Consider the following 23,515-nt stretch of genomic DNA (forward strand, 5'->3'; position numbering starts at 1 on the left):
GCCTTGAGCCGGAATGCCGACTGGATTGCCGTCGACTGGGGCACGTCAAATGTGCGCGCCTGGGCGATGGAAGGCGACCGTCCACTGGAAACCGCCGCGGCGCCAAAAGGAATGGCTAGCCTCAGAACCGATGAATTCGAGCCGACGCTGATTGAATTGATCGGCGGATGGCTGGCACCCGGACGCGTCACTGATGTCGTCGCTTGCGGCATGGTCGGAGCGCGCCAAGGCTGGAAGGAAGCCGGCTATGCATCGGTGCCTGGTCCGGCATTCATCGAAGGCGCGCTCGTCCGTCCGGATGTCAGCGACCCGCGCATCCGTGTCCACATCGTGCACGGGCTCAGTCAGCGTCAGCCCGCCGACGTCATGCGTGGCGAGGAAACCCAGATTGCAGGGCTTCTCGCCGACCGCCCGCGCTTCACCGGCATGGTCTGCCTTCCCGGAACCCATTCCAAGTGGGTCCAGCTTGAGGCTGGCACGGTTCACGCGTTCACGAGTTTCATGACCGGTGAACTCTTCGATCTGCTGGCCAACCAGTCGGTTCTCCACCACAGCGTCGAGGATGATGGCTGGTCGCAGGCCGATTTCGAATCCGGCGTACGAGCCGCGCTACAAGCACCGCAATCAATCGCTTCCCGCCTTTTCTCGCTTCGCGCCGAAAGCCTTCTTGGTGACGCATCGCCGGGAGCAGCCAGGTCTTGCCTTTCCGGCCTGTTGATCGGTCAGGAACTGGCGGGCGCCCTCTCCCGATCGCCGGCCGGCCCGGTCGTTCTTGTCGGCGCCGGGCGCATGGTCGCACTTTATGCCGCTGCACTTGCTCTTGAAGGTGTGGAGACCGAGCAACTGGCTGGCGAGAAGTTGACCCTTGCCGGGTTAACAGCTGTCCATCGATCCATTCGCAGAACAGATGAGGAGCGCTCATGACACGCCGCCTGATTGCCATCCTGCGCGGGCTCGACCCGGCGCGAGCGGTCGCAACGGCGACCGCGCTTCTCGACGCCGGCATAACGAGAATCGAGGTCCCGCTCAATTCCCCGGATCCGCTTGCTAGCATTGCTGCCATGGTCGAGACGTTGGGCGATCGCGGGGCGTTCGGCGCCGGCACAGTATTGACCCCCGAGGAGGTCGAGACCGTCGCGGCCACCGGAGCGCGATTCATCGTCTCGCCCAACGCCGATTGCGATGTAATAAGAGCGACGAAATCGGCTGGCATGGGCTCCTATCCAGGCGTTTTCACACCTACCGAAAGTTTTGCCGCCCTGCAGGCCGGCGCCGACGCATTGAAGATCTTTCCCGCCTCGGTAATGGGGACGGGGGGCCTCAAGGCGGTTCGCGCGGTCCTGCCACCGGCTGTCGAGGTTTATGCAGTCGGCGGCGTGGAGCCTGGCAATTTCGCGGAATGGCGCAGGGCCGGTGCGCACGGTTTCGGTCTCGGTTCATCTCTCTTCCAGCCCGACTGGCCGATCGAGCGCGTGGCTGAGATGGCAAGGAAATCCGTTGTGGCCTATGATGCGCTCGATGTGCCCTCATGAACGCCGAGCCAGCGAGCCAGCAATTCGAATTGCCCGGCCGTCATCAAGCGCCCCTCGATCGTCACCAGCCCAAGGTCCTTTGCATCTGACAGCAGTTCGGTCGAAACAGGGTCGGTGATCGCATCGGCCACGGCACTGCCCTTTTTCATCGTTCGCAGGAGCGTCTTTGGAAACAGACTGCCCGGCAGGTGCGCCATGCCGACAGGCGTTGCATTGATGACGAGGTCGTGGTTTTCCAAAGTTTGCGGCATACCCTTGCCGATCGTCGTTCCGAATGGCGCGATGATCGCACCCACACGCTCGACATCGCCGGCGTCCTCGCAGAGGAGATCAATATGCCGCCCACCCATCTCTGCGAAGCTGTAGGCGATGGCTGTGCCGGCAGCCCCGGCACCAGCCAATGCGATTGACGCGCCCTGCGGCCTGAAACCGCTGCGCCCGGCGCCGGCCCAGAATCCCGGCCCGTCCACCATATCGCCATGCAGCCGGCCGTCCTCGCTCCGCCTGATCACGTTGACACTTGCCAGAACACGGGCCCGCTCGGTCATCTCATCGACCAACGCGCATGCAGGCCGCTTCAATGGCAGTGTGAGCACTGCGCCATCGCAATTTGCAGCGCCGCGCAACGCGGTCAGGAAAGCTGAGAGCGATGCCGGCCGGACCTCCAGCGGGACCATGACGCGGTTCATCGCGTTCTCGCGGAAATAGCGGTTGAAGAGCACTGGCGACTGAGCCTGAGCGATGGGCGAGCCAAGCATGAAAACAACGCGCGCCGCGCCGTCAATCACAGGTGTCGGCATCTTCTCTCCCAACTTGCGGACGGGTCTGCGAGTTGACACATAACGCAAACCTCCCCTAAGAGCAAAAATATTGAAGATTTCGAACGTTGTTGGAGGATGGCGTGTTCGGGAGGAAATCGACGGATACGGACACGGTCGTGCGGCTCCTTGCGGAGCAGGTCCGCCGCGATATCTCGTTCGGCGTTCTGCCGCCCGACACGCGTTTGAAGATCGAGGACCTGCGGCAGCGCTACGGCGGAAGCGCCCATTCCTTCCGCGAGGCACTCACCCATCTTGCAAACGAAGGTCTGGTCGAGGCCAATGCGCAACGCGGCTTTCGTGTCGCCTCCGCAACAGAAGCCGATCTTGAAGACATCACACGGTTGCGCGCGGAAATCGAATGTCTCGGCCTCGGGTGGGCAATCAGGCATGGCGACGTCGACTGGGAGGGCCGGCTCCTCGCCGCACACCATGCCTATGGCCGGGCGACGGATCGTACGGCGGGCAAAATCAGCGACTTCGCGCTCGAGTGGGACGAGACGGGACGGCATTTCCACGCCGCGCTGTTGTCGGCTTGCCGCTCCCCCCGCCTCATCGGCTTTCAGGAAAAGCTCTATTACCAGAGCCGGCGGTTTCGTCTGGCTGCGCTCGCCGAAGGGCGCATCGACCTCGACCTTCATCGCGCTGCCTGCGCGACGATCGTTTCGGCCACGCTCGCACGCCAGATGGAGGCCGCAACCGCAGCGCTTGCGACACATATTTTGAGCGCGATCCAGGCGTGACCACGCTTCAACAACTTTCAAGTGATCCAAAAAGGGAGGATATCATGACTTCAACCATCATCCATTCGCTGGCGGCAATCACGCTGGCTTCCGGTGTCGCGCTGACTGCGCCGGCGAACGCCCAGGAGGATACGGTCCAGATCGGACTGCTGTCGCTCACCTCCCATGCGCCGAGCATCATCGCCGAAGCCAAGGGCTATTTCGAGGAAGAGGGCATCACCGCCGAGTTCGTCAGCTTCCAGGCTGCGCAGCCGATGGCCGTGGCCATCGCATCGGGCGACGTCGACTTCGGCGTCACTGCGATAACCGGCGGCCTCATCAGCTTGGCGGAACGCGGCGCGGTCAAGGTCATCGGCGGCGCCCTGCAGGAAACACCCGAAATCGAAGGTCAGAAGATCCTCGTATCGCGTCAGGCCCATGAGGATGGCGTCACGACGCCGGCCGATTTGGCGGGCCGCCGGTTCGGCATCACCACGGCTGGCTCCTCTTTCCACTACATGGCCCACAAGATTGCCGATGCCGAAGGCTTTGATCGGTCCGAACTCAGCCTCGTCACACTGAACAGCGTACCGGCCGTGATCGCCTCCCTGCGTTCGGGACAGATCGACGCCTGGAGCATCGTACCCAACATTGCCGGCGGGTTGACGCGTGGTGAGGACGTCGTCGAGATCGGTGTGATCGCCGACTATGTCGAGGACTATCAGGTCACCACCGTCTTCACCTCGACCGACATCGTCGAAAACAACCCCGAACTCGCCGAGCGATTTCTGGCCGGCTTCTCGAAAGGCGTTGCAGACTACAATGCAGCCCTCGTCGACAAGACGATGAGCGAGGAGGAAACTGCCGAGATCGTGGCGATGATCCACGAATACGTCTATACCGACCGCCCGCTGGAAGACGCCGATCCGGCGATCCGTGCCGGCGCGATGCGTATCAACGAGAATGCGCGCCTGAACCTCGGCAGCGTCGAAGATCAGATGGAATGGTTCAAGTCGGAAGACCTCGTTCCGGCGGAAGCCACCGTTGAAAATCTCGTCGACACAAGCTTCGTCGAAACGTTCTGACCAACGCAGCGCGCCCCTTAAAGGGCGCGCAATCCCTTTAACTTGCCGAAGGATCAGGGTCATGGAACTCATGATCGAGAACGTCAGCCACCATTATGGCGAGACGCATGTGCTCGAAGACATCTCCTTCACGCTCAAGGACGGCGAGATCATCTGCATCATCGGTCCGTCCGGCTGCGGCAAATCCACACTCCTGCGTTTCATCGGCGGCCTTGAACAGCCGACGTCTGGCCAGGTTCTCATTGCTGGCGAAGCGCCTTCCGGATCGCTGAACCCGCTCACCTACATCTTTCAGGATTTCGCGCTTCTGCCCTGGCGTACGGTCGAGGGCAATGTCAGCCTGGTCCTTGAGGACCATGGCATTCACGGCAGTCGGGCCAACGCCATCATAAACGACGTTCTCGCCCGCACGAAACTCGCCGATTTCCGCAAGGCCCTGCCCCGCCAGCTTTCAGGTGGCATGAAGCAGCGCGTGGCGATCGCAAGGGCACTGGCGGTGAACCCTGCGGTAATGCTGATGGACGAACCCTTGTCAGCCCTCGACAGCCAGACCCGTGAGCTTCTTCTCGATGACCTCGTTGAGCTTTGGAGCCGCGAGAAGTTCTCCGCCTGCTATGTGACGCACAATCTCGCCGAGGCCGTGCGCCTCGGTCACAAGATCGTGGTGCTGTCGCGCCGGCCAGGCCGCGTGCGTCAGATCGTCGAGATCGACATGCCACTTGGCGAACGGTTCGAGCGAATGGGCGAACTGGAAGAGACCCAGCGCCATCTTTGGAACCTGATGCGTGAAGAAGCCCGCGCCGCCGACATGGAGCTTGCCGATGTCGCTTGATACAACCCATGCGCCCGTGACTTCCGCCGCCGTGCCGCGCCCCGTTGCACCGTCTGGCGCGCGGCCGGTCCCCTTCCGGGGCGGTGGTTTTCGCCACAAGCCGCTCGGCTTTGTCGGACCGCTCGTTTTCGTCGCGCTGATCGCGTTGTGGGAACTGGGCTCCAGAACGGGCTTCATCAGTCCGATCGCGCTGCCCGCGCCATCGGAGGCTTTCGCCGCCTTCATGGACCTCGTGCAGACCGGCATGCTCTGGACCCATCTTGAGGCGAGCCTTTATCGGCTCGTCGTCGGCTGGACGTTTGGCAGCCTGCTCGGTGTTTCGGTCGGCCTGGCGATCGGACTTTTCTCGTTCGTGCGCGCCGGTTTTCTTCCTCTGGTCTCTGCTCTTTTCCCGATCCCCAAGATCGCGCTCCTTCCCCTCTTCATCGTCTGGTTCGGAATAGGCGAGGGATCCAAGGTGGCGACCATTCTCTTCGGTACCTTCTTTCCGACCGTGATCGCGACCTATGGCGGCGTAGACAACGTCGATCGCAACCTCATTCGCATGGGGCAGTCATTTGGGCTGTCGTGGCTCTCGATCGTGCGCAAGATCATCATTCCCGGTGCGCTCCCGGCGATCCTCTCCGGCTTTCGCATCTCCGCATCGATCGCCATCGTGCTGCTGGTCGCTGCCGAAATGATCGGTGCCGAATTCGGCATCGGCGCCTACATCCTGATGGCCGGCGCACTCTTCGCGACAGATCAACTGATCTGCGGCGTCGCCATGCTGTCGATCCTCGGTCTGACAATCAGCTTCTTCATCGGCAAAGCCGAGAAATACTTCCTGAACTGGCGTACCTGATATGACAATGAGAGTGGAAGCGGACTACGACGTCGTCGTCTGCGGCGGTGGCGCCGCGGGCATTGGTGCGGCGATCGGCGCGGCGAAGAGCGGGGCCAAGGTCTGTCTTGTCGAGAAATACGGGTTTCTCGGGGGCGCGGCGACCACGTCGCAGGTTCTTGCCTATTGCGGCCTTTTCCAGCAGGGCCGTGAACCGGTTCGCGCGGTCTCGGGCGTCGGTGAGGACGTCATCGCGGAGATCCGCGAACTTGGCCTCGATGGCGGGGCCTTTCGTTCGGAAACGACAGGCAACTGGATCGTCCTCCTGGACCCCGAAATACTGAAATTCGCCCTCGACAATCTCGTTCAGCGCCATCGGATCGACGTGAAACTGCACACGCGCGTAGCGGCCGTCTCCCGTACCGGCAAACGGCTCGAGGCAGCGACGCTGGCCGGCATGAGTGGGCGGCGCCATGTTGTTGCCGAGGCGTTCGTGGATGCCAGCGGCGACGCCAATCTCGCCATGCTCGCCGGGCTCGATTATCAGATTGGCAATGGCGAGGGCCGCCTGCAGGCGCTCACCATGCCGATGCGGATCGGCGGCATCGCACCTGATCTCAAGATCGATCGCGACGCGCTTCAAAGCGCGATTGCCCGTTACAACGAGACTGGACGCTATCCGATCCAGCGCACCGATGGCGGCATCATCATCCGTCTTCCGCTGTCCAGCGACATGTGGTGGATGACCGTGGATCTGGACATCGCCGATCTGGAATCGGACAGCTTTACCAGAGCCGAAATGGCCGGCCGCGCCATGGCGCATGACTATCTGTCGATGTTGCGCCGTGCGATGCCGGGGTTCGAGAATGCCTATCTTGTCGCAACCGGTCCCCAGGTCGGCATCCGGGAGACCCGTCATCCGGTCGCACGCTACCAACTGACCAAGGAAGACGTGATCTCCGGCAGGCTGCGCGAAGACGGCATTGCCCGCGCCGCCTGGCCGATCGAATTGCACGGTGAAGCTGGCAAGCCGGTCTATACACCGATCGGCGGCGAGGGCTACTTTCACGTTCCCTACGACGCGATCCGCGCCAAGTCGCTCGCCAATCTCTGGTACGGTGGTCGCGTCATCGGCGCTGATCCCGACGCCTATGGATCGATCCGGGTGATGGGTACGGCTTTCGCTACCGGCGAAGCGGCGGGTGTGTCCGCCGCCGACTACGCCGACCGCAACCACAAGACCGATTGCCGTTCCGTTCAGGCGCGCCTGAGCGCACAGGGCGCAATGATCTGATGGCAATACGAGCAGGGAACCGATCGATAGAAGCCGCCGTTTCCCTGCCATCTTTGATTGAGGGGCCGTCATGCAGACAAGAACCGCCATCGCCGCCATCGCACTCGCCGCGATGGCTTGGCATCACGCAGCTGCCCAGGAAGACGGCGATCTCTATACGGTGATGAGCGACCTACCCTACGAGGACGTCGCTCTGGCGCTGTCCGATGCAATCGTCAATCGGGGCTACGTGGTCGATCACGAGGGCGACGTCGCCGGGATGCTTGCTCGCACCGCCGAGGAAGTCGGCGCCGACGACACAATCTACACTGACGCGCAGTTCTTTCAGTTCTGCTCGGCAGTCGTTTCGCGCGACATGATGTCCGCCGATCCGGCCAATATTGCTTACTGCCCCTATATCGTCTTCGTCTACGCGCCCGCCGATGAATCGGAAACCGTCACGGTGGGTTACCGCAAGCTTCCCGGTGGCGGTGGACGCGACGAGGCAAACGACATGCTGACCGAGATCGTCGACGAGGCTGCCGAAGGCTTCTAGATCAAGCCTACCTCGATTGTTCAGGTCGGCACTCAGACGCACTTCAGCTAACCTCCTCTTGATCGTCTGTGCACCCATGACGAAAGGGGTGGTCGTGGCCAGCATCGACATTGCGATCCCGTGCTACGGCCACGGCAACTATCTTCGCGATTGCGTGATGAGCGCGACCGCCGAGGACGTCGGACCGCTGCGCATTCTCATAATCGACAATGCCTCGCCTGACGACAGCCTTGAAAAGGCACGTCAACTGGCCGCATCGGACAGCCGCATAGCCCTTAGTGCCCACGCCCACAATCTCGGCCCCCACGCATCCTTCAATGAAGGGGTGGCGTGGGCTGAGGCCGACTATTTCATGATCCTTTGCGCCGACGACCTGCTGACGCCTGGCAGTCTGCGCGCACTTGCCGGAACCCTGGACGCCGACCCGAACGCCAGCTTCGCCTATGGAACCGATGTCCATTGGATCGAGGGGCAGGCGACACCGCAAATGGCCACGCAGGAGAACGCACGCTTCATCCGAGTGTCCGGGACCCGTTTCATCGAGGAACGGTGCCGCAATCCCGAACACTATATTGCCGCTGGCATGGTGCTCGTTCGCACGGCAGCACAAAAACGGGCTGGCCTTTACCGCGACGTACTTCCCCACACGGACGACTTCGAAATGCTTCTGCGCCTCGCCATGCTTGGAGACGTGCGCCGAACGGACAGTCCTCTCGGAATAAAGCGGATGCACGGAGCGAACCGGACGCTGACCTTCACCCAGGATCCGGCCCGTGACTTGAAAGAGCGCGAAGCGGCCCTCGCCAGCTTCTTCGCCAATGAAGGGGCCGCGCTGGCCAATGCGTCGCGCCTGCGGCGAATCGGACGGCGCAGCATCGCGCAGCGGGCCTACTGGTGCGGGCTGAAATCACTGGCGCACGGGCGGGCGGGTGCCTGGTCGCATCTGGCTTTGGCCTTCCAGCTGGCCCCGCGCATGGCCTTGCTCCCGCCCCTCGGTTATCTCAAACGCATGGAACGGCCGATCGGAACGGCGCTGAAACGGCCGCCAAATCCGGCCTGACTGAGCGGACTTTGGTCAGGCCGCATCCGCCGGTTTCAGGACCCCGCGACGTATCTGATCCTCTTCGATGGACTCAAACAGCGCACGGAAGTTGCCCTCGCCGAACCCGTCATCCCCCTTGCGCTGGATGAACTCGAAGAAGATCGGACCGATGACCGTTTTGGAAAAAATCTGAAGAAGTATGCGCGTTTCGCCACCCCCAACCACGCCTTCCCCATCGATCAGGATTCCGTGCTGCTTCATCCGGTCTATCGGCTCATCGTGATCCTTCACCCGCTCGCGCGACATTTCATAGTAGGTGTCGGGCGGGCCAGGCATGAACTTAAGCCCGCGACCGCTGATCGCATCGGTCGAAGCGTAGATGTTGTCGCAGCCGACTGCGATGTGCTGAATGCCCTCGCCATTGTACTTCTTGAGATATTCCTCGATCTGGCTCTTGTCGTCAGTGCTCTCGTTGATCGGGATGCGGATTTTTCCGTCGGGTGAAGTCAGGGCCCGCGAGGTGAGCCCGGTCTGCTTGCCCTGTATGTCGAAAAACCTGATTTCTCGAAAGTTGAACGTCTCCGCGTAGAACTTGTACCAGGTGTCCATGTTCCCGCGCACGACGTTGTGCGTCAGATGATCGAGATAGTAAAAGCCAACGCCTTCGGGGTGCGGATCGCGCTCGCCCAGCCACTCGAACTCGCCGTCGTAACAACTGCCCTTTTCACCGTAGACATCGACGAAATAGAGGAGCGATCCACCAATGCCGATGACGGCTGGGACATCGATCGATTTGTCGGTCCCCCTGTACTCGCTCGCTCCAAGTTCGATGGCGCGCTTCAGCGCGTGCTCGGCGTTTACGACCCTCCATGCCATGGCGGGGGCGCATGGACCGTGCTCTTCGACGAATCGTGCGGCATGAGAGCCTGCTTCGCCGTTCAGCACATAATTGATATCGCCCTGCCGATAGAGCGTGATGTTCTTTGAGCGGTGCTTGGCGACGGGCTCAAATCCCATTCTCCGGAACAGCGCATCGAGCTTCTCCGGCTCCGGGTGAGCGAACTCAACGAATTCGAAGCCATCGGTTCCCGCAGGGTTTTCATCGCTGATCGTCGCCTTTGGAGCATCGTGCGGAAAGGGTCCCATCGTCTTCTCCCATCTGTCCAACTGTCTCGCCCGAGCTTAGCTCCCCTCGCCTGCATTGTGCGTGCGAACCCCGCTTGAAAAATCCGCGAAATGCGCGCTTCATGCATTTAATCGGACAATCATATGGAATTCATGCATGGATAGATTTGATCGTGCAATACTGAGGGCGCTTCAGGAGGATGGGTCTGCCACGAACACGGCGCTCTCCGAAATCGTCAATCTCTCGGCGTCGCAATGTTCACGGCGTCGCACGGCCCTGGAAGAAAAGGGCATCATCGAGGGCTATGGCGCTCGGATCAATGCGCGCGCGCTCGGTTTCGGCCTTCGGGCAATTACGCGGATCAACTTGCGATCGCATGGAGAAGAGGCCGCATTTGCAGCATTTCTCAATCGCCATGAGGAAGTCCGCGCCGCCCATTCGGTGTCGGGCGACGCGGACTACGTTCTTGAGATACAGGTGCGCGATCTCGACGCGTTTGCCGATTTCATTCACACCAAGCTTCTCGCCCACCCTCAGGTGGCGCAGGTCCGCTCCGAGATCGTGCTGCGAACGCTCAAGGATGAGCGCGGGCTCCCGCTGGATCTCTGATCATTCCTCGAGGCTTTCATCGGCTTTCTCGTCGACGAGATCACGCTCCGCTTCCTTGCGCTTCAGGAAGCGGCCGGCGAATGCCTCGGTTTCGTCCTTCTTGAACACCTTGCGGGCCTTGGCGAAGATGTCTTCCTCTTCCTCGTCAATGTGGTGCTCATAGTCGTGCCGCAGCGTCTTGAAGCGCGTGAGCCAGCCCGAATTGTCGAAGCCCATGGTGTTGAGCTCCTCCATGATGTCGTCGAGTTCCTTGTGCTCGGACACCGAGTGGCGGGCGTCGTCCTGGCCGTCGGGATGCTCCATCAGCTTGGAGTAGAAAGTTTCCTCTTCCGCGGCGGCGTGCGATTTGACGTCATAGTAGAACTCGTTCCAAAGGCGCTCGCGATCTCCCTCGCCGCCCGTCGTTCCGGCAATCTTTTTCAAAAGGTCGCGATGTTTGTCGTGATCCTTGCGGATTTCTTGATAGATGTCGGCCATGGCTACCTCTCATGCTGGCGTGTTCGGTTTCCACTCGGGAACCCCTTGTGCGAGAGATAGATATGGCCGTCATTTCGGTTGGCAACTGCCCGTCAATCGGCGGGCCGCGATGTCACCCGATCAGGCAACCCCGCCGTAGCCGCCACCTGTGGGTGTCTTGATGATGAAGGCATCTCCAGGTTCCAGCACCGACTGCGCGCAGCCGCCCAGATCCTCCACGGTGCCGTCTGCCCGGCGGATGGCGTTGGCCCCTGTCTCTCCAGGTTCGCCGCCATCGACGCCAAACGGGCGAACGCGTCGGTGACCCGACAGAACCGCGAAATCGAGCCGCTCGCGCGCACGAACGGTGCGAAGAGTTCCATCACCAGCCGAATGCCGGCCCTTGCCGCCCGAGCCTTCGCGGATGTGGAAATCCTCCAGCACCACCGGAAAGCGCGTTTCCAGGATTTCCGGATCGGTGAGACGTGAATTGGTCATGTGGGTATGAATCGCGTCAGCCCCGTCATAGTCAGGCCCTGCAGGCGCACCGGAGCATATCGTCTCGTAGTACTGATACTTGTCATTGCCGAAGGTCACGTTGTTCATCGTGCCTTGCGCGGCCGCCTGCGCCCGCACCGCGCCGAAGAGACAATTGGTGACCGCCTGGCTGACCTCCACATTCCCGGCGACCACTGCCGCCGGATAGGACGGCGACAGCATCGAGCCCTCGGGCACCACAATGCGGATCGGCCGCAGGCATCCGGCGTTCATCGGGATCGACCCGTCCACCAGCACGCGGAAGACATAGAGGACGGCGGCACGGGTGACTGGCTCTGGCGCGTTGAAATTGTCGTCGCGCTGTTCGGACGTACCGGTAAAATCGACCGTCGCCTCGCGCCGTTCGCGATCGACCGTTATCTTGACGACGATCTGGCAGCCCTGATCCATCTCATAGCTGAACGAGCCATCCGGCAGTTGGTCGAGAACGCGGCGCACGCTTTCTGCCGCATTGTCCTGGACGTGGCCCATATAGGCCGACACCACGTCGAAGCCGAAAAGGTCGATCATGCGGTTGAGTTCGGCGATGCCCTTCTCGTTGGCCGCCACCTGCGCCTTGATATCGTTCACGTTCTGCTCGAGCGTTCGCACCGGATAGCGACCGCCCGTCAGGAGTTCGCAAAGCGCCTCCTCGCGAAATTCGCCGCGATCGACCAGTTTGAAGTTGTCGATATAGACGCCTTCCTCCTCGATCGTGCGCGCCAAAGGAGACATCGAGCCTGGGGCAATGCCGCCGATGTCGGCATGATGGCCCCGACTTGCCACCCAAAAGCGGATCGACTGCCCTTCCGGATCGAAGACCGGCGAACAGACCGTAAGGTCTGGGAGATGGGTTCCGCCGTTATAGGGAGCGTTGAGCAGAAAGACATCGCCCTTGCTGATCACCGGGTTGTCGCGGATCACCGTTGCCACCGACGCGTCCATCGAACCCAGATGCACCGGCATGTGTGGGGCGTTGGCGACAAGGTTGCCTTGCGGATCGAAGACCGCACAGGAAAAGTCGAGCCGTTCCTTGATGTTCACCGAATAGGCTGTGTTCTGCAGCGTCACGCCCATCTGCTCGGCAATGGACATGAAGAAATTGTTGAAGATTTCCAGCATCACGGGATCGGCGGTCGTCCCGATCGCGTGATGCGCTGCCTTTGCCTCGACCCGCTCGAGTACGATGTCGTCGGCACTGGTCAAGCCAGCCTGCCAGCCAGGTTCGATCACGATGGTCTGGTTCGGCTCGATGATAATGGCCGGCCCCTTGATGGCTTGTCCGGGTTTGATCGCCTCGCGCAGGAACACGTCGGCTTCGCACGCCGCACCCTCGGTGAACATCCGCACCGTGCGATCGCGATGGGGCACTCCTTCGTCCACCGCTCGACCGGCGATCTTGATGGTTTCGGCGCCACCGCCGATCGCCTCGACCTCGACGGTTTCGATGACCAGCGGCTTCGCACCCATGACAAAGCCGAAACGTTGGCGGTGCTGGGCCTCGAAGGCTTCCTTCATGCGCAGCGGCCCATCGACATCGGGCCACAATACATCGACCGGCAGGATCGTGTCGGTACCGGCGTATCGGATATGAGCGCGAACGATGACCTCACTGCGCTCAGCGTCGATCTTCTGCTGGGCGAGTTCCGCCAGACACTCCGACGACAGCGCTTCGGCAAGCTTCGACAGCGCCGCGGGCGCCTCCTCGTCGACCGGCACGATCAGGGCTTTCTGCCTGGTCGCACGAACGTCCGCAACGCCCATGCCGTAGGCCGACAATAGGCCGGACAACGGATGGATGAGTACGCGTTTCATGCCGAGCGCATCGGCAACGAGACAGGCGTGCTGCCCACCGGCCCCGCCGAAGCAGTTGAGCGCGTAGCGCGTGACATCGTGCCCGCGCTGCACGGAGATTTTCTTTATCGCCTCGACCATGTTGGCAACGGCGACGCGGATGAAGCCATCGGCGACCTCTTCCGCCGACCGTCCATCACCTATCTCGTTCGCCAGGACTTCGAACCGTTCGCGGACCACCGCCGCATCGAGTTTCTGGTCCTGGTTCGGTCCGAAGAGTGCCGGGAAGTAGTCGGGGATCAGCTTTCCGAGCATGACGTTGGCATCGGTCACCGCGAGAGGGCCATCGTTGCGGTAGCATGCAGGTCCCGGATCGGCGCCTGCCGAATCCGGCCCGACCCGGAAGCGGCCATTGTCATAATGGAGGATCGATCCGCCGCCCGCGGCAACGGTGTGGATCAGCATCATCGGCGCGCGCACGCGCACGCCCGCGACTTCCGTTTCGAAGGCGCGCTCGAAATTGCCGTCATAATGGGCGACGTCCGTGGAGGTGCCGCCCATATCGAAGCCGATGACCTGGTCAAAACCGGCCACGTGCCCGGTCTCCGCAAGACCGACGACGCCACCGGCGGGCCCGGAAAGGATCGCATCCTTGCCTTGAAAAAGATCGGCAGCCGTCAGTCCGCCCGACGACATCATGAACATCAGCCGCGCGCCGGTGCGCTCCACGTCGAGTTCGCTCGACACCTGGTCGACGTAGCGCTTCAGCACCGGGGAGAGATAGGCGTCGACGACAGTCGTATCGCCGCGCCCGACATATTTGATCAGCGGCGAAACCTCGTGACTGACGGAGACCTGGGCGAATCCCATCTCGCGGGCCAGCGCGGCCAGGACGCGTTCATGCGCATGGTACGCATAGGCGTGCATCAGGACGATGGCGACCGCCTCGTAGCCTGCCGACTTGAGATTATTCAGCGCCGCGCGCGCCTCCTGCTCGTCGAGCGCCCGTTCGACCGTCCCATCCGCAAGAACCCGTTCGTCGATCTCCACGACGGTGTCGTAGAGCGCCTCGGGCTTCCGGATCTCGCGCGCGAATATGTCCTTGCGCTCCTGATATCCGATCTTCAACGCGTCACGAAATCCCTTGGTCGTTATCAGCGCCACGCGTGCGCCCCGACGCTCGAGAAGCGCGTTTGTCGCCACGGTCGTGCCCATGCGTACTTCGCCGATCGCATTGGCCGGCATAGCCTCGCCGCGCGCGATGCCGAGGTGCTGACGAATGCCTTCCACGGCCGCGTCACGGTAGGCTTCCGGGTTCTCCGAAAGAATCTTGCGCGCCTGAAGGCTGCCATCCGGCGCGCGTGCAATGACATCGGTGAATGTGCCGCCCCGGTCGATCCAGAAGTCCCACTGGCCGGATCCGCTCTCAGCCCTTGCGGCTGCCTCTCCCTGCGCCTTCTCAGCCATTCCGATCTGCCTCTCGATTCGCAGTTGTGACATTTGACGGACGTTTTATTGACAATTTATCGATAAAATGATGTCATCGAACCGTCAACATCGGTGAGGGTCTATTGTCTAAGCCAATCGATCGAAGCGGCCGGCCGCAGGAGAGCGACGCAACGTCGCGAGGCGGCGCTCGTCCGTTGACCATCGGCCCGATCGTATCTTCAGCCCATCTGGCCGACGGTTCTTCGCCCGCCCTTTCCGAGCTTGAATATGGCCTCATCCTGTCGTTTCACGCCTTTTCGCGTTGGATGACACGCTGCATGGCCGCTGCCGGTCTGCCCGGTCTCTCCTCGACGGAGGTCTTGATCCTTCATTCCATCCGCCACCGTGGCCGAAAGAAAAAACTGGCCGACATCTGCCTCGTTCTGGACATTGAGGACACCCATGTCGTGACTTACGCGATCCGCAAGCTGGAAGCTGCCGGACTTGTGACGACCGGCCGCGCCGCGAAGGAAAAGACGGTCGAAATCACCGAGAAGGGCGCGGAAGCATGCCTGCGCTATGCGGAAATCCGCGAGCGTCTCCTCGTCGCCGCAACCAAATCCCAGCGCCCGCAAGAGATCGACCTTTCGGAGATCGCATCCGTTCTGCGCTTCCTCTCAGGCGCTTACGATCAGGCCGCACGGGCGGCCACGACGCTGTAAGAAACGATCGGTATCCCGCGATGACATCCAAAGCGCTTCTCTCTGTTCGCTCGCTCGGCGTTGCATTTGGAAGCGAGCACGTCGTTGAAGACCTGTCATTCGATGTGGAAGCCGGCCGCACTCTGGCCATCGTCGGTGAATCGGGCTCAGGTAAGTCCGTAACCTCCCTTGCCATCATGCGGCTCGTCGAACACGTCGGCGGCAGCATTACGCAGGGCAGCATCCACTTCAACGCCGACGGTGTCAGCCGCGACCTGACGGCCCTTTCGGACAAGCAGATGCGCGCTCTTCGCGGCAACGACATCGCGATGATCTTCCAGGAACCGATGACGTCGCTCAACCCCGTCTTCACCGTCGGCGACCAGATCATCGAAACGTTGCTCGTCCATGAAGAGCTCAGCCGCAATGCGGCGCGCGAGGAGGCAAGACGTCTGCTGGAACTGGTCCGCCTGCCGGACGCAGAGGCGCAACTGAAGCGCTATCCCCACCAACTGTCCGGCGGCATGCGCCAGCGCGTGATGATCGCCATGGCGCTTGCCTGCCGCCCGAAGCTGCTGATCGCCGACGAACCGACCACGGCGCTCGACGTGACGATACAGGCGCAGATCCTGTCCATCATCCGCGATCTGCAGAGTCAGCTTGAGATGGCGGTGATCTTCATCACCCACGACATGGGGGTGGTCGCGCAGATGGCCGATGACGTCGTCGTCATGCATCGCGGCCGCCGGATCGAGCAGGCACCAGTCGCCGATCTCTTCGCCCATCCGCGCGAAGCATATACGCGCGCGCTGCTCTCGGCCGTTCCGCGCCTCGGCAGCATGAGCGGGGAAGACCTGCCGCGACGCGAAGCCCTCACGGTGATCGAGAATGGCGAGCCGCGCACGATCGGTGGCAACAGTACCCAGGATACGGCGCGCTATGACGAGGCGCCTCTCGTTTCCATTCGCGATCTCGTCACCAGATTCGACATTCGCAAGAACTTCTTCGGTGGCGTCACGCACCGGGTGCATGCGGTCGAAAAGGTCAGCTTCGACATCTATCCCGGAGAAACGATGGCGCTTGTCGGCGAGTCCGGTTCCGGCAAGTCGACCATCGGACGCACGATCCAGCAATTGCAGGCGGCGACGAGCGGCGACATCCGCTTCGAGGGCAAGCCATTGGCACAGATGTCGAAGGCCGAGCAGATGCGGCTGCGCCAGAAGGTGCAATACATCTTTCAGGACCCTTTCGCATCGCTCGACCCGCGCAAGACTGTCGGCTTTTCGATTGCCGAGCCGATTCGCACCCACGGTTTGATCGACAATCGGCGCGCGATCGATGCCCGCGTCGGCGAATTGCTGGAACGCGTCGGCCTGGAAGCGCATCATGCCGGGCGCTATCCTCATGAATTCTCCGGCGGCCAGCGCCAGCGCATCTGCATCGCGCGGGCACTCGCATCAAAACCCAAACTGATCATTGCCGACGAAGCGCTGTCTGCGCTCGACGTTTCGATACAGGCCCAGATCATCGATCTCTTCATGGAATTGCAGAAGGACGAAGGCCTGGCCTATCTATTCATCAGCCATGACATGGCGGTCGTGGAGCGCATGAGCCATCGCGTGGCTGTGCTTTACCTGGGGCAGATCGTCGAGTTCGGCCCACGCCGCGCCGTCTTCGAGTCGCCCGCCCATTCCTATACCCGCCGCCTGCTTCAAGCCGTGCCGGTCGCTGACCCGGGCGCCAGACGGGACCAACCGATGCTTGAGGGAGAGATCGCCAGTCCCGTGCGTTCGGTCAGCGACGAACCCATCATCCTGCCACTTTCCGAAACCGCGCCAGGCCACTTCGTGGCGACAGAGAAGCCGGTCGGAATTCCAGCCTGAACGTCAAATCCGACAGAGGACCTTGAAACATGACACTGAAGAAAACGCTCGCTGCGGCATTGCTCGCAGCCTCCGTTCTGTCCGCGCCGGCCCACGCCGCCGGAGCGCTGACCATTTCCTCCCCGCAGGACCCGGGCAATTGGGACCCGATCGACACCTTCCTCGTCAACTGGGCTTCCGTTGCCACCAACATCTTCGACGGCCTGACCTATCGCGGCCCCGACCTGGAGCTGGTGCCGGGCCTTGCGACCGAATGGGAAGAACTGGACGAAGGCACGCGCATCCGCTTCACGCTGCGCGAGGGCGTCACGTTCCACAACGGCGAGCCATTCAATGCTGAAGCCGTCCGCTACACCTTCGAGCGCCTGCTCGGTGAGGAAGGCGCTTCCGGCCCCCAGCAGTCGAACTACACAGCCATCGAAGAGGTTGAGGTCATCGACGACTACACGGTCGATTTCCACCTCTCCGAGCCAGATCCCGTATTGCTCACGAAGCTTGCCGGATATGGCGCGATGATCGTTCCGCCGCAGTATATCGAGGAGAATGGCGAAGACCATTTCGACATGAACCCGGTCGGGACCGGTCCTTTCAAGTTCGTTTCCTACCAGGAACGCGAGAGCATCGAACTCGAAGCCTTTGAAGATCATTGGGACGGCGCACCCGAGCTCGACACCGTCACCTATCGCTTCATCACCGAGCCTTCCACCGCCGTCGCCGAACTGCAGGCGGGACGCGTCGATATCGTCATTCCGCCGACCATTCCCGTCGGCATGATCTCGACGATTGAGGAACAGGAAGACCTGAGCATCGTGAGTGTCGCCAGCCCCACGGTCCAGGCACTGCGTTTCAACACCGCAAACGGCATCACCGAGAACGAGGATGTGCGAAAGGCGATCATCATGGCGATTGATCGCCAGGCGATCATCGACACGATCCTGCAGGGAGAGGCCGAGCCGATCACCAGCTTCCAAGGGCCGCTCTCCTTCGGCAACGACCCAGAGATGGAACCCATCCCCTACGACCCCGAGGCCGCAAAGGCGCTTCTTCAGGAAGCGGGCGTCGAACCCGGTGCGACAGTCCAGATCGACGTGCGCGGCAACGATGCCACCTTCGGCGAGGTTGCGCAGGCCGTCGCAGCCTATCTCAGCGTGATCGGCATCAACGCCACGGTCCAGCCTTACGAGACCAATGTCCTGCTCAACGACATCATTCCCGAAGGCCGCACGGGCGAGATGTTCCAGCAGGCCTGGGGCGGCTGGACCTTCGACTTCGATAACACGGCGTATCTGATGTACCACACCGGAGAACGCTGGAATCCCTACGACAGCGACGCCGAGCTCGATGCGCTTCTGGAAGAACAGCGCAGCATCACCGACCGCGCCGAGCGCGAACGTCTCTTGAAAGAAATCGCTCGCTACACGGCCGACCGCGCTCTTGAAGTTCCGCTCTACAACGTCAACGCGCTCTATGGCGTCAACGACCGGGTGCAGAATTTCGAAGCGGCGCCCGACAGCCGCCTGCGCCTGACCGACGTCACGGTAGAAGAGTGATCGACAGCGGGCCGTCTGTCCTGGACGGCCCGCACCCAATGCCGGAGCTCCAGCCGTGGCCAAATTCCTGATATACCGCGTTCTTCAGGCGATCTTCGTCGTCTTCGTCGTCACGCTGACCGTATCCTTTGCGATCCGCCTTACGGGCGATCCTGCATTGATGCTGTCTCAGGGCGCCGGCAGCATCACCGAAGCGGACCTGGAGCGCATCCGCGAGGCACTGGGGCTGAACAGGCCGTTCCTCGTTCAGTATTGGGAATTCATCAGCGGCCTGTTCGTCGGCGATTTCGGGCGAAGTTTCATGGGTGGTACACCTGTCATCAATCTGATCGAACGGGCGCTGCCGGCAACGCTGATGCTCGCCATCGTCTCGCTGGTCGTGTCCATCGCCGTCTCCATCCCGCTCGGCATCAAGGCGGCGACGGCACGCGGCACCTGGATTGACCAGGCAATCCGCATCTTCTCGCTGATCGGCCTGTCCTTTCCCAATTTCTGGCTGGCGATCATGCTGGTGCTCCTGTTTTCCATCACCTTTCGCCTGCTGCCGCCGAGCGGCATGGAAGGGCCGGTGAGCTTCATCATGCCGGCAGCCACCATGGCGATCATCCTCACGGCAACGAATGTCCGCCTCGTGCGCACCACGATGCTGGAAACATTGCGCTCGCAATACGTGATGGTGGCGCGCGCCAAGGGATTGAGCGAGACGACGGTGCTCTACAAGCACGCCCTCAGAAATTGTGCGATCCCGCTGATCACCTATTTCGGCCTGCAGTTCGGCGGCCTGCTCGGCGGCATTGTCGTCATCGAGCGTGTCTTCAACTGGCCGGGCCTGGGCACACTGGCCTTCCAGGCCGTCGCAGCGCGCGACTATCCCGTGCTTCAGGCCGTCATCACAGTCTTGTCGCTGCTCATCATCGCAATCAACCTCCTGGTCGACATCGCCTATGGGCTCGTCGATCCGCGCATCCGCACGGAGTAGCCTCATGCCCGATGCAGCACCGTCCCGACCCGGCCAGGCGAAAACGGCCCGCCGCCAATCCAGCTTCAAGGCGCTCGAGTTCATCCTCGGCGTCATCCTGGTCGGCGGCATAGGGCTTGCCGTTCTGTTCTCCGGCTTTCTGTTTCCCGGCGGCGGCAGCGCCGTCGACCTCGCCGCGCGCCTGACACCCCCCCTCGTGGACATGGCCCATCCGCTCGGCACCGACCCGCTCGGGCGCGATGTCCTTGCGCGCGTCATCGTCGGCGGCGAAATCTCGCTGACGGTTGGCCTGGTCTCGGTGGCCGGCGCCGTGGTGATCGGCGTCGTAATGGGGCTCGTCTCCGGCTACTATCGCGGCTTCTGGGATGTCGTCGTGATGCGTTTCGCCGACGTGCAGCTCGCCTTGCCCTTCATTCTGCTGGCCATCACCTTCATTGCCATCGTTGGCGGTGGGCTCATCAACACGATCGTCCTCCTGATCGTCTCGCAATGGGTTCAGTATGCGCGCCTCGTGCGCGGCTCGGTGCTTTCCCTGCGTGATCGCGAATTCATCCAGTCTGCACGCGCCATCGGCGTGCGCGACATCAAGATTCTGTTCCAGCATCTGCTGCCGAACCTGCTCGGCCCGGTGATCGTGCTGATGACGCTCAACGTGGCCAACAACATCCTGCTCGAGGCAAGCCTGACCTTTCTCGGTCTCGGCGTGGATCCCACGATACCAAGCTGGGGCGGCATGCTGGCGGAAGGCCGCACCTATCTGCAGACCGCGTGGTGGGTGAGCGTCTTTCCGGGCCTTGCCATTCTTCTCACCGTCCTCGGCCTCAATCTTCTCGGCGACTGGCTGCGCGACACGCTCGACCCGACAGGACGCACCCGCGTATGACCCTCATCACTGACCGCAGCTTCGAACGCACGATCGACACGCTGATTGCGGACTACGGCCGCCCCGAGCACAAGGGCGCTTGCCTGGAGGCCTGGGTTTTCGAGGATCACGACAATCGGCGACGTGCCGAAAAGAGCCTGCTGGACCGCGGCGTGACCGCACGCATCCGGTCCGCCTACAAGCCGCTCCTTCATTTCTTTCTCGAGGATGTCGTGCTCGCGGATATCGGCCAGGCCACCGTCCGCTATCCCGTTCTCGACGGGATGGCGAACCGCTTCCTGCTCGAGAGCTATCCGCTTGCGGCCCTCTTGCCCGATGGGGCAATTGTTTTTGAGCCCGGAACGGACGCCGACTTCCACTACGCGGTCGACATCGTCGACAAGAATGGAACGCTCAGCAGTCACCGCGTGTTCGCCCCCAACCGGCGCCACGTTGATCCCGTGGGCCAGGACTGTGTTTCACCGACCGGCTGGGTTCGCCTGACCGACGCGGGTGGCAGCGTCTGCCAGGCAGCCTACCCCACCGATTTCGAGGCGGTGTTCGCTGCCGCGGTCAAGGTTGTCGGCGAGCGCGAATGGGGTCTTGCGGAACCCTATTTCGACGAACTCAACATCCGGGTGGAACTGCCCGGCAAGGACCTCCCTCTCGCTCACGGGCACGAAAGCATCAGCCTGCATGAGGCGCTGCACGAAGACCTTTACTTCACTTTGCTCGAAGTATTCCAGAAGCGGTCGGGCCGCCCGCTCGGCGATCGCGGCCTGCGACCGGGCCAGATCGTGCCCGAGATCGTTGCCGGCGAAGGCGCGCCGCGCCTGATCATCGAAACAAGACCACTCGACACGAATCCGCGCACGATGCCCCATGTTTCGCTGGACGATGCGCCGCATGCGCTTTCGGTCTCGCAGATCGATGAGGCGCTTGCGGCCGTCGCGGGCACGCCCCTCACTGCGACATCGCGCGCCGGTCGGCCCGTCCATGCCCGCCATATCGCAGGCAGCGATGCGGCCGTGATGATCAGCGGCGGACAGCATGCCAACGAGACATCCGGTATCGTTGGCGCCTTGCGCGCCGCTCTGCAGCTCAAGGACCGCGCTGGCGCGCATTTCGTGGTCTCGCCATTGGAAAACCCCGACGGCTATGCCCTGCACGGTCGCTTGACGCGCGAGCACGCCGCCCAAATGCACCATGCCGCCCGCTACACGGCCTTCGGCAATGACCTCGAGTTCGAGCCCGACGGCGACGATGGCGCACCCCACTTCGAACGGGCAATTCGCAGCAAGGCCGAAGCAATCAGCGGCGCCCGCCTTCACGTCAATCTTCACGGCTATCCGGCACATGAATGGACCCGGCCGCTATCGGGCTACGTGCCGCGCGGCTTCGAGATGTGGACCGTGCCGAAAGGCTTTTTTCTGATCATGCGCCACCATCCCGAATGGGACGCCGCGGCGCGCGTCCTCATCGACAAGGTCACCGCACACCTGCAAACCCTGCCCGGCCTTTCCGCCTTCAATGCGTCACAGATCGCGCTGTTCGAGAAGCACGCCGGCGTCACGGGCTTCGAGATCATCAATGGCTTTCCATGCCTGATCTCGGTCGAGACGCGTCACACCGCACCGCTCACGCTCATTACCGAATATCCTGACGAAACCATCGAAGGGCACGCCTTCGTCGACGCCCACACGGCCCAGATGCAGACCGTTCTTGCCGCCTATGAGGCGTATCAGACCCTGGCGACCGCGTAGCCCGCTCGTCTAGATCTGACATCCCACCAAGACACGAAGACGAAGCCTGCGCCGAACGACACATATCGGAGCGCGATGCGGGCCCTCGTCAATCAGCCGCGACCCACCGACAGTTCAGTCCGCACGTTCAGATCGCCATCTAGAAAGTCCGGCTCGACCTCAGCCCCGACTGCATCGAAATATCGGCTTAGGAAGGTGCGGAACGAAGCTGCGAGGGCGATATCGGCAATGTTCAGGTCAGTGAACCCTGCGGCACGAAGGTTGTCGATATCCATCTGGCTTATGCGTGAGGCATCAATCGCGATCTGCTCGGCGTAAACCAGCATTGCCACCTGCTGATCGGTTAGTGCGGCGTTGCGGAAATCGCGATGCACGGCCAGAGCCTGTTCCCTTCCGATCGTGCCGGACAGCGCCTTGAAGTAGACGTGGGAACAATAACTGGAGGGTACGTGCTTTGCTACGACCAGCGTGACAAGCCGGAAGTTGACCAGCCCAAGCGAGAACCCATCCCGTATCTGGTGCAACAAGTGCTCCACCGGTGCCAGGATGTCTGGTCTGGCTGACCAGCATTGGGTTGCCTGCATCACCCTTCCCATTGACGCCATCTCATTGGCATAGATGGACGCGACTTCGCCCTCGGCCTCCGCCGGCTCTATAGTTCGTAGGAACATCGTCGCCTCCAAGGCTGCTACAAGCTGGCCACATCTTCGCTCGTAAGGCACTATCCTGGGAAGAGACGGAAGACCTGCGATGATCCCGTCACGTTCGATTTCGGAAGCCTCTATCGGCTACCTGAAAGCCCGACAATAAACGCGTTCTACGAGAAGCCAAAAAGCCTTGGCCGCTGGTCATCAATGAGCCTTCAGCGAAGGAACACAAGCGCCGAAGGCGCAGCGCGGTCCTCACTTGTAGTCATCGATCTATCGCATGACTTTTGTTAACGGAATATTGGGCACTGTGTTAATGGCAGATGCAAACACCCAATGCTGCATACGCCTCAAAATATGAGGCGCAAACGCGGAACAATACTCGGATTCAACATATTTACCTGAGTGTATTGCAACTTATGCTGAACGACCCGAGACATCGGTGACGTTTTGTACCGGACACATGGGTAACACTTTTCGCTTTGCGGGAGGTGTTGATG

Annotated in this window: 21 protein-coding genes; 16 read left to right on the plus strand and 5 right to left on the minus strand. The window is 61.7% G+C overall.

The genetic code is table 11. From position 1 onward, the window contains the following. The first annotated feature begins 3 nt into the window (after positions 1–3). Together CN673_RS19760 and CN673_RS19765 are read left to right on the plus strand one after the other, a co-directional pair. Complete coding sequence (locus CN673_RS19760; protein ID WP_099868134.1) at positions 4–924, plus strand: 2-dehydro-3-deoxygalactonokinase; 921 nt, start codon at positions 4–6, stop codon at positions 922–924. Continuing rightward, positions 921–1,532, plus strand: coding sequence for a 2-dehydro-3-deoxy-6-phosphogalactonate aldolase (locus CN673_RS19765; protein WP_099868135.1), 612 nt, complete (start codon positions 921–923; stop codon positions 1,530–1,532). Before CN673_RS19760 ends, CN673_RS19765 begins: the two co-directional genes overlap by 4 nt. Here the strand turns inward: CN673_RS19765 and CN673_RS19770 are convergent. Then, a complete protein-coding gene (locus CN673_RS19770) occupies positions 1,505–2,332 on the minus strand; it encodes a shikimate dehydrogenase family protein (RefSeq protein WP_157928973.1) in 828 nt (275 codons plus the stop codon). The two genes, CN673_RS19765 and CN673_RS19770, sit on opposite strands and share 28 nt — an antisense overlap. Positions 2,333–2,433: 101 nt before the next feature. Here CN673_RS19770 and CN673_RS19775 point away from each other — a divergent pair, with 101 nt between their 5' ends. The 7 genes from CN673_RS19775 to CN673_RS19805 all read left to right on the plus strand — a co-directional run bounded on the left by CN673_RS19775 (position 2,434) and on the right by CN673_RS19805 (position 8,698). Next, positions 2,434–3,093 carry a GntR family transcriptional regulator gene (locus tag CN673_RS19775; protein WP_099868153.1) on the plus strand — a complete coding sequence of 220 codons (660 nt, stop codon included), beginning with the start codon at positions 2,434–2,436 and terminating at the stop codon, positions 3,091–3,093. Between the two features lie 44 nt (positions 3,094–3,137). Further along, positions 3,138–4,157, plus strand: a complete 1,020-nt coding sequence (locus CN673_RS19780) for an ABC transporter substrate-binding protein (protein WP_099868137.1) — start codon at positions 3,138–3,140, stop codon at positions 4,155–4,157. A 61-nt stretch (positions 4,158–4,218) separates the two neighbouring features. Beyond that, entirely contained in the window at positions 4,219–4,989 is a 771-nt protein-coding gene (locus tag CN673_RS19785; protein WP_099868138.1) for an ABC transporter ATP-binding protein, read from the plus strand. Then, positions 4,943–5,830, plus strand: a complete 888-nt coding sequence (locus tag CN673_RS19790) for an ABC transporter permease (RefSeq protein WP_198586080.1) — start codon at positions 4,943–4,945, stop codon at positions 5,828–5,830. Before CN673_RS19785 ends, CN673_RS19790 begins: the two co-directional genes overlap by 47 nt. Position 5,831: 1 nt before the next feature. Beyond that, a complete protein-coding gene (locus CN673_RS19795) occupies positions 5,832–7,103 on the plus strand; it encodes an FAD-dependent oxidoreductase (protein WP_099868140.1) in 1,272 nt (423 codons plus the stop codon). A gap of 70 nt (positions 7,104–7,173) precedes the next feature. Further along, a complete protein-coding gene (locus tag CN673_RS19800) occupies positions 7,174–7,638 on the plus strand; it encodes a DUF302 domain-containing protein (RefSeq protein ID WP_245410014.1) in 465 nt (154 codons plus the stop codon). Positions 7,639–7,732: 94 nt separating this feature from the next. After that, complete coding sequence (locus CN673_RS19805; protein ID WP_099868155.1) at positions 7,733–8,698, plus strand: glycosyltransferase family 2 protein; 966 nt, start codon at positions 7,733–7,735, stop codon at positions 8,696–8,698. A gap of 15 nt (positions 8,699–8,713) precedes the next feature. On the opposite strand, the gene hppD is transcribed toward CN673_RS19805, so the two are convergent. After that, a complete protein-coding gene (gene hppD / locus CN673_RS19810; protein ID WP_099868141.1) occupies positions 8,714–9,826 on the minus strand; it encodes a 4-hydroxyphenylpyruvate dioxygenase in 1,113 nt (370 codons plus the stop codon). Positions 9,827–9,962: 136 nt separating this feature from the next. On the opposite strand from hppD, the gene CN673_RS19815 reads away from it, so the two are divergent. Further along, positions 9,963–10,415, plus strand: a complete 453-nt coding sequence (locus CN673_RS19815; RefSeq protein ID WP_099868142.1) for an Lrp/AsnC family transcriptional regulator — start codon at positions 9,963–9,965, stop codon at positions 10,413–10,415. Here the strand turns inward: CN673_RS19815 and CN673_RS19820 are convergent, their stop codons facing one another. Together CN673_RS19820 and CN673_RS19825 are read right to left on the minus strand one after the other, a co-directional pair. Next, entirely contained in the window at positions 10,416–10,892 is a 477-nt protein-coding gene (locus tag CN673_RS19820) for a hemerythrin domain-containing protein (RefSeq protein WP_099868143.1), read from the minus strand. Between the two features lie 120 nt (positions 10,893–11,012). Further along, positions 11,013–14,669 carry a hydantoinase B/oxoprolinase family protein gene (locus CN673_RS19825; protein WP_099868156.1) on the minus strand — a complete coding sequence of 1,219 codons (3,657 nt, stop codon included), beginning with the start codon at positions 14,667–14,669 and terminating at the stop codon, positions 11,013–11,015. Positions 14,670–14,845: 176 nt separating this feature from the next. Between CN673_RS19825 and CN673_RS19830 the strand changes: the two genes are divergently transcribed. From CN673_RS19830 to CN673_RS19855, 6 genes are read left to right on the plus strand one after another with little or no spacing between them, the layout of a single operon-like run. Further along, a complete protein-coding gene (locus tag CN673_RS19830; RefSeq protein WP_370853077.1) occupies positions 14,846–15,352 on the plus strand; it encodes a winged helix DNA-binding protein in 507 nt (168 codons plus the stop codon). 20 nt (positions 15,353–15,372) lie between these two features. After that, positions 15,373–17,214: an ABC transporter ATP-binding protein gene (locus CN673_RS19835; RefSeq protein ID WP_099868144.1), complete on the plus strand. Its 1,842-nt coding sequence runs from the start codon at positions 15,373–15,375 to the stop codon at positions 17,212–17,214. 29 nt (positions 17,215–17,243) lie between these two features. Beyond that, on the plus strand, positions 17,244–18,764 hold the full coding sequence (locus CN673_RS19840; protein ID WP_099868145.1) for an ABC transporter substrate-binding protein: 1,521 nt from the start codon (positions 17,244–17,246) through the stop codon (positions 18,762–18,764). Between the two features lie 55 nt (positions 18,765–18,819). After that, a complete protein-coding gene (locus tag CN673_RS19845; RefSeq protein ID WP_099868146.1) occupies positions 18,820–19,743 on the plus strand; it encodes an ABC transporter permease in 924 nt (307 codons plus the stop codon). A gap of 4 nt (positions 19,744–19,747) precedes the next feature. After that, positions 19,748–20,626 carry an ABC transporter permease gene (locus tag CN673_RS19850; protein ID WP_099868147.1) on the plus strand — a complete coding sequence of 293 codons (879 nt, stop codon included), beginning with the start codon at positions 19,748–19,750 and terminating at the stop codon, positions 20,624–20,626. Continuing rightward, positions 20,623–22,368, plus strand: coding sequence for a M14 family metallopeptidase (locus tag CN673_RS19855; RefSeq protein ID WP_099868148.1), 1,746 nt, complete (start codon positions 20,623–20,625; stop codon positions 22,366–22,368). The genes CN673_RS19850 and CN673_RS19855 overlap by 4 nt, the downstream gene beginning before the upstream one ends. A 92-nt stretch (positions 22,369–22,460) precedes the next feature. Here CN673_RS19855 and CN673_RS19860 read toward each other — a convergent pair whose 3' ends face one another. Next, the gene (locus tag CN673_RS19860) at positions 22,461–23,039 is read right to left on the minus strand and encodes a carboxymuconolactone decarboxylase family protein (RefSeq protein ID WP_099868149.1); all 579 of its coding nucleotides are present in this window, start codon (positions 23,037–23,039) and stop codon (positions 22,461–22,463) included. Between the last annotated feature and the right edge of the window lie 476 nt (positions 23,040–23,515).

Source organism: Neopararhizobium haloflavum, assembly GCF_002750855.1.
GTDB classification, from domain to species: Bacteria; Pseudomonadota; Alphaproteobacteria; order Rhizobiales; family Rhizobiaceae; genus Georhizobium; species Georhizobium haloflavum.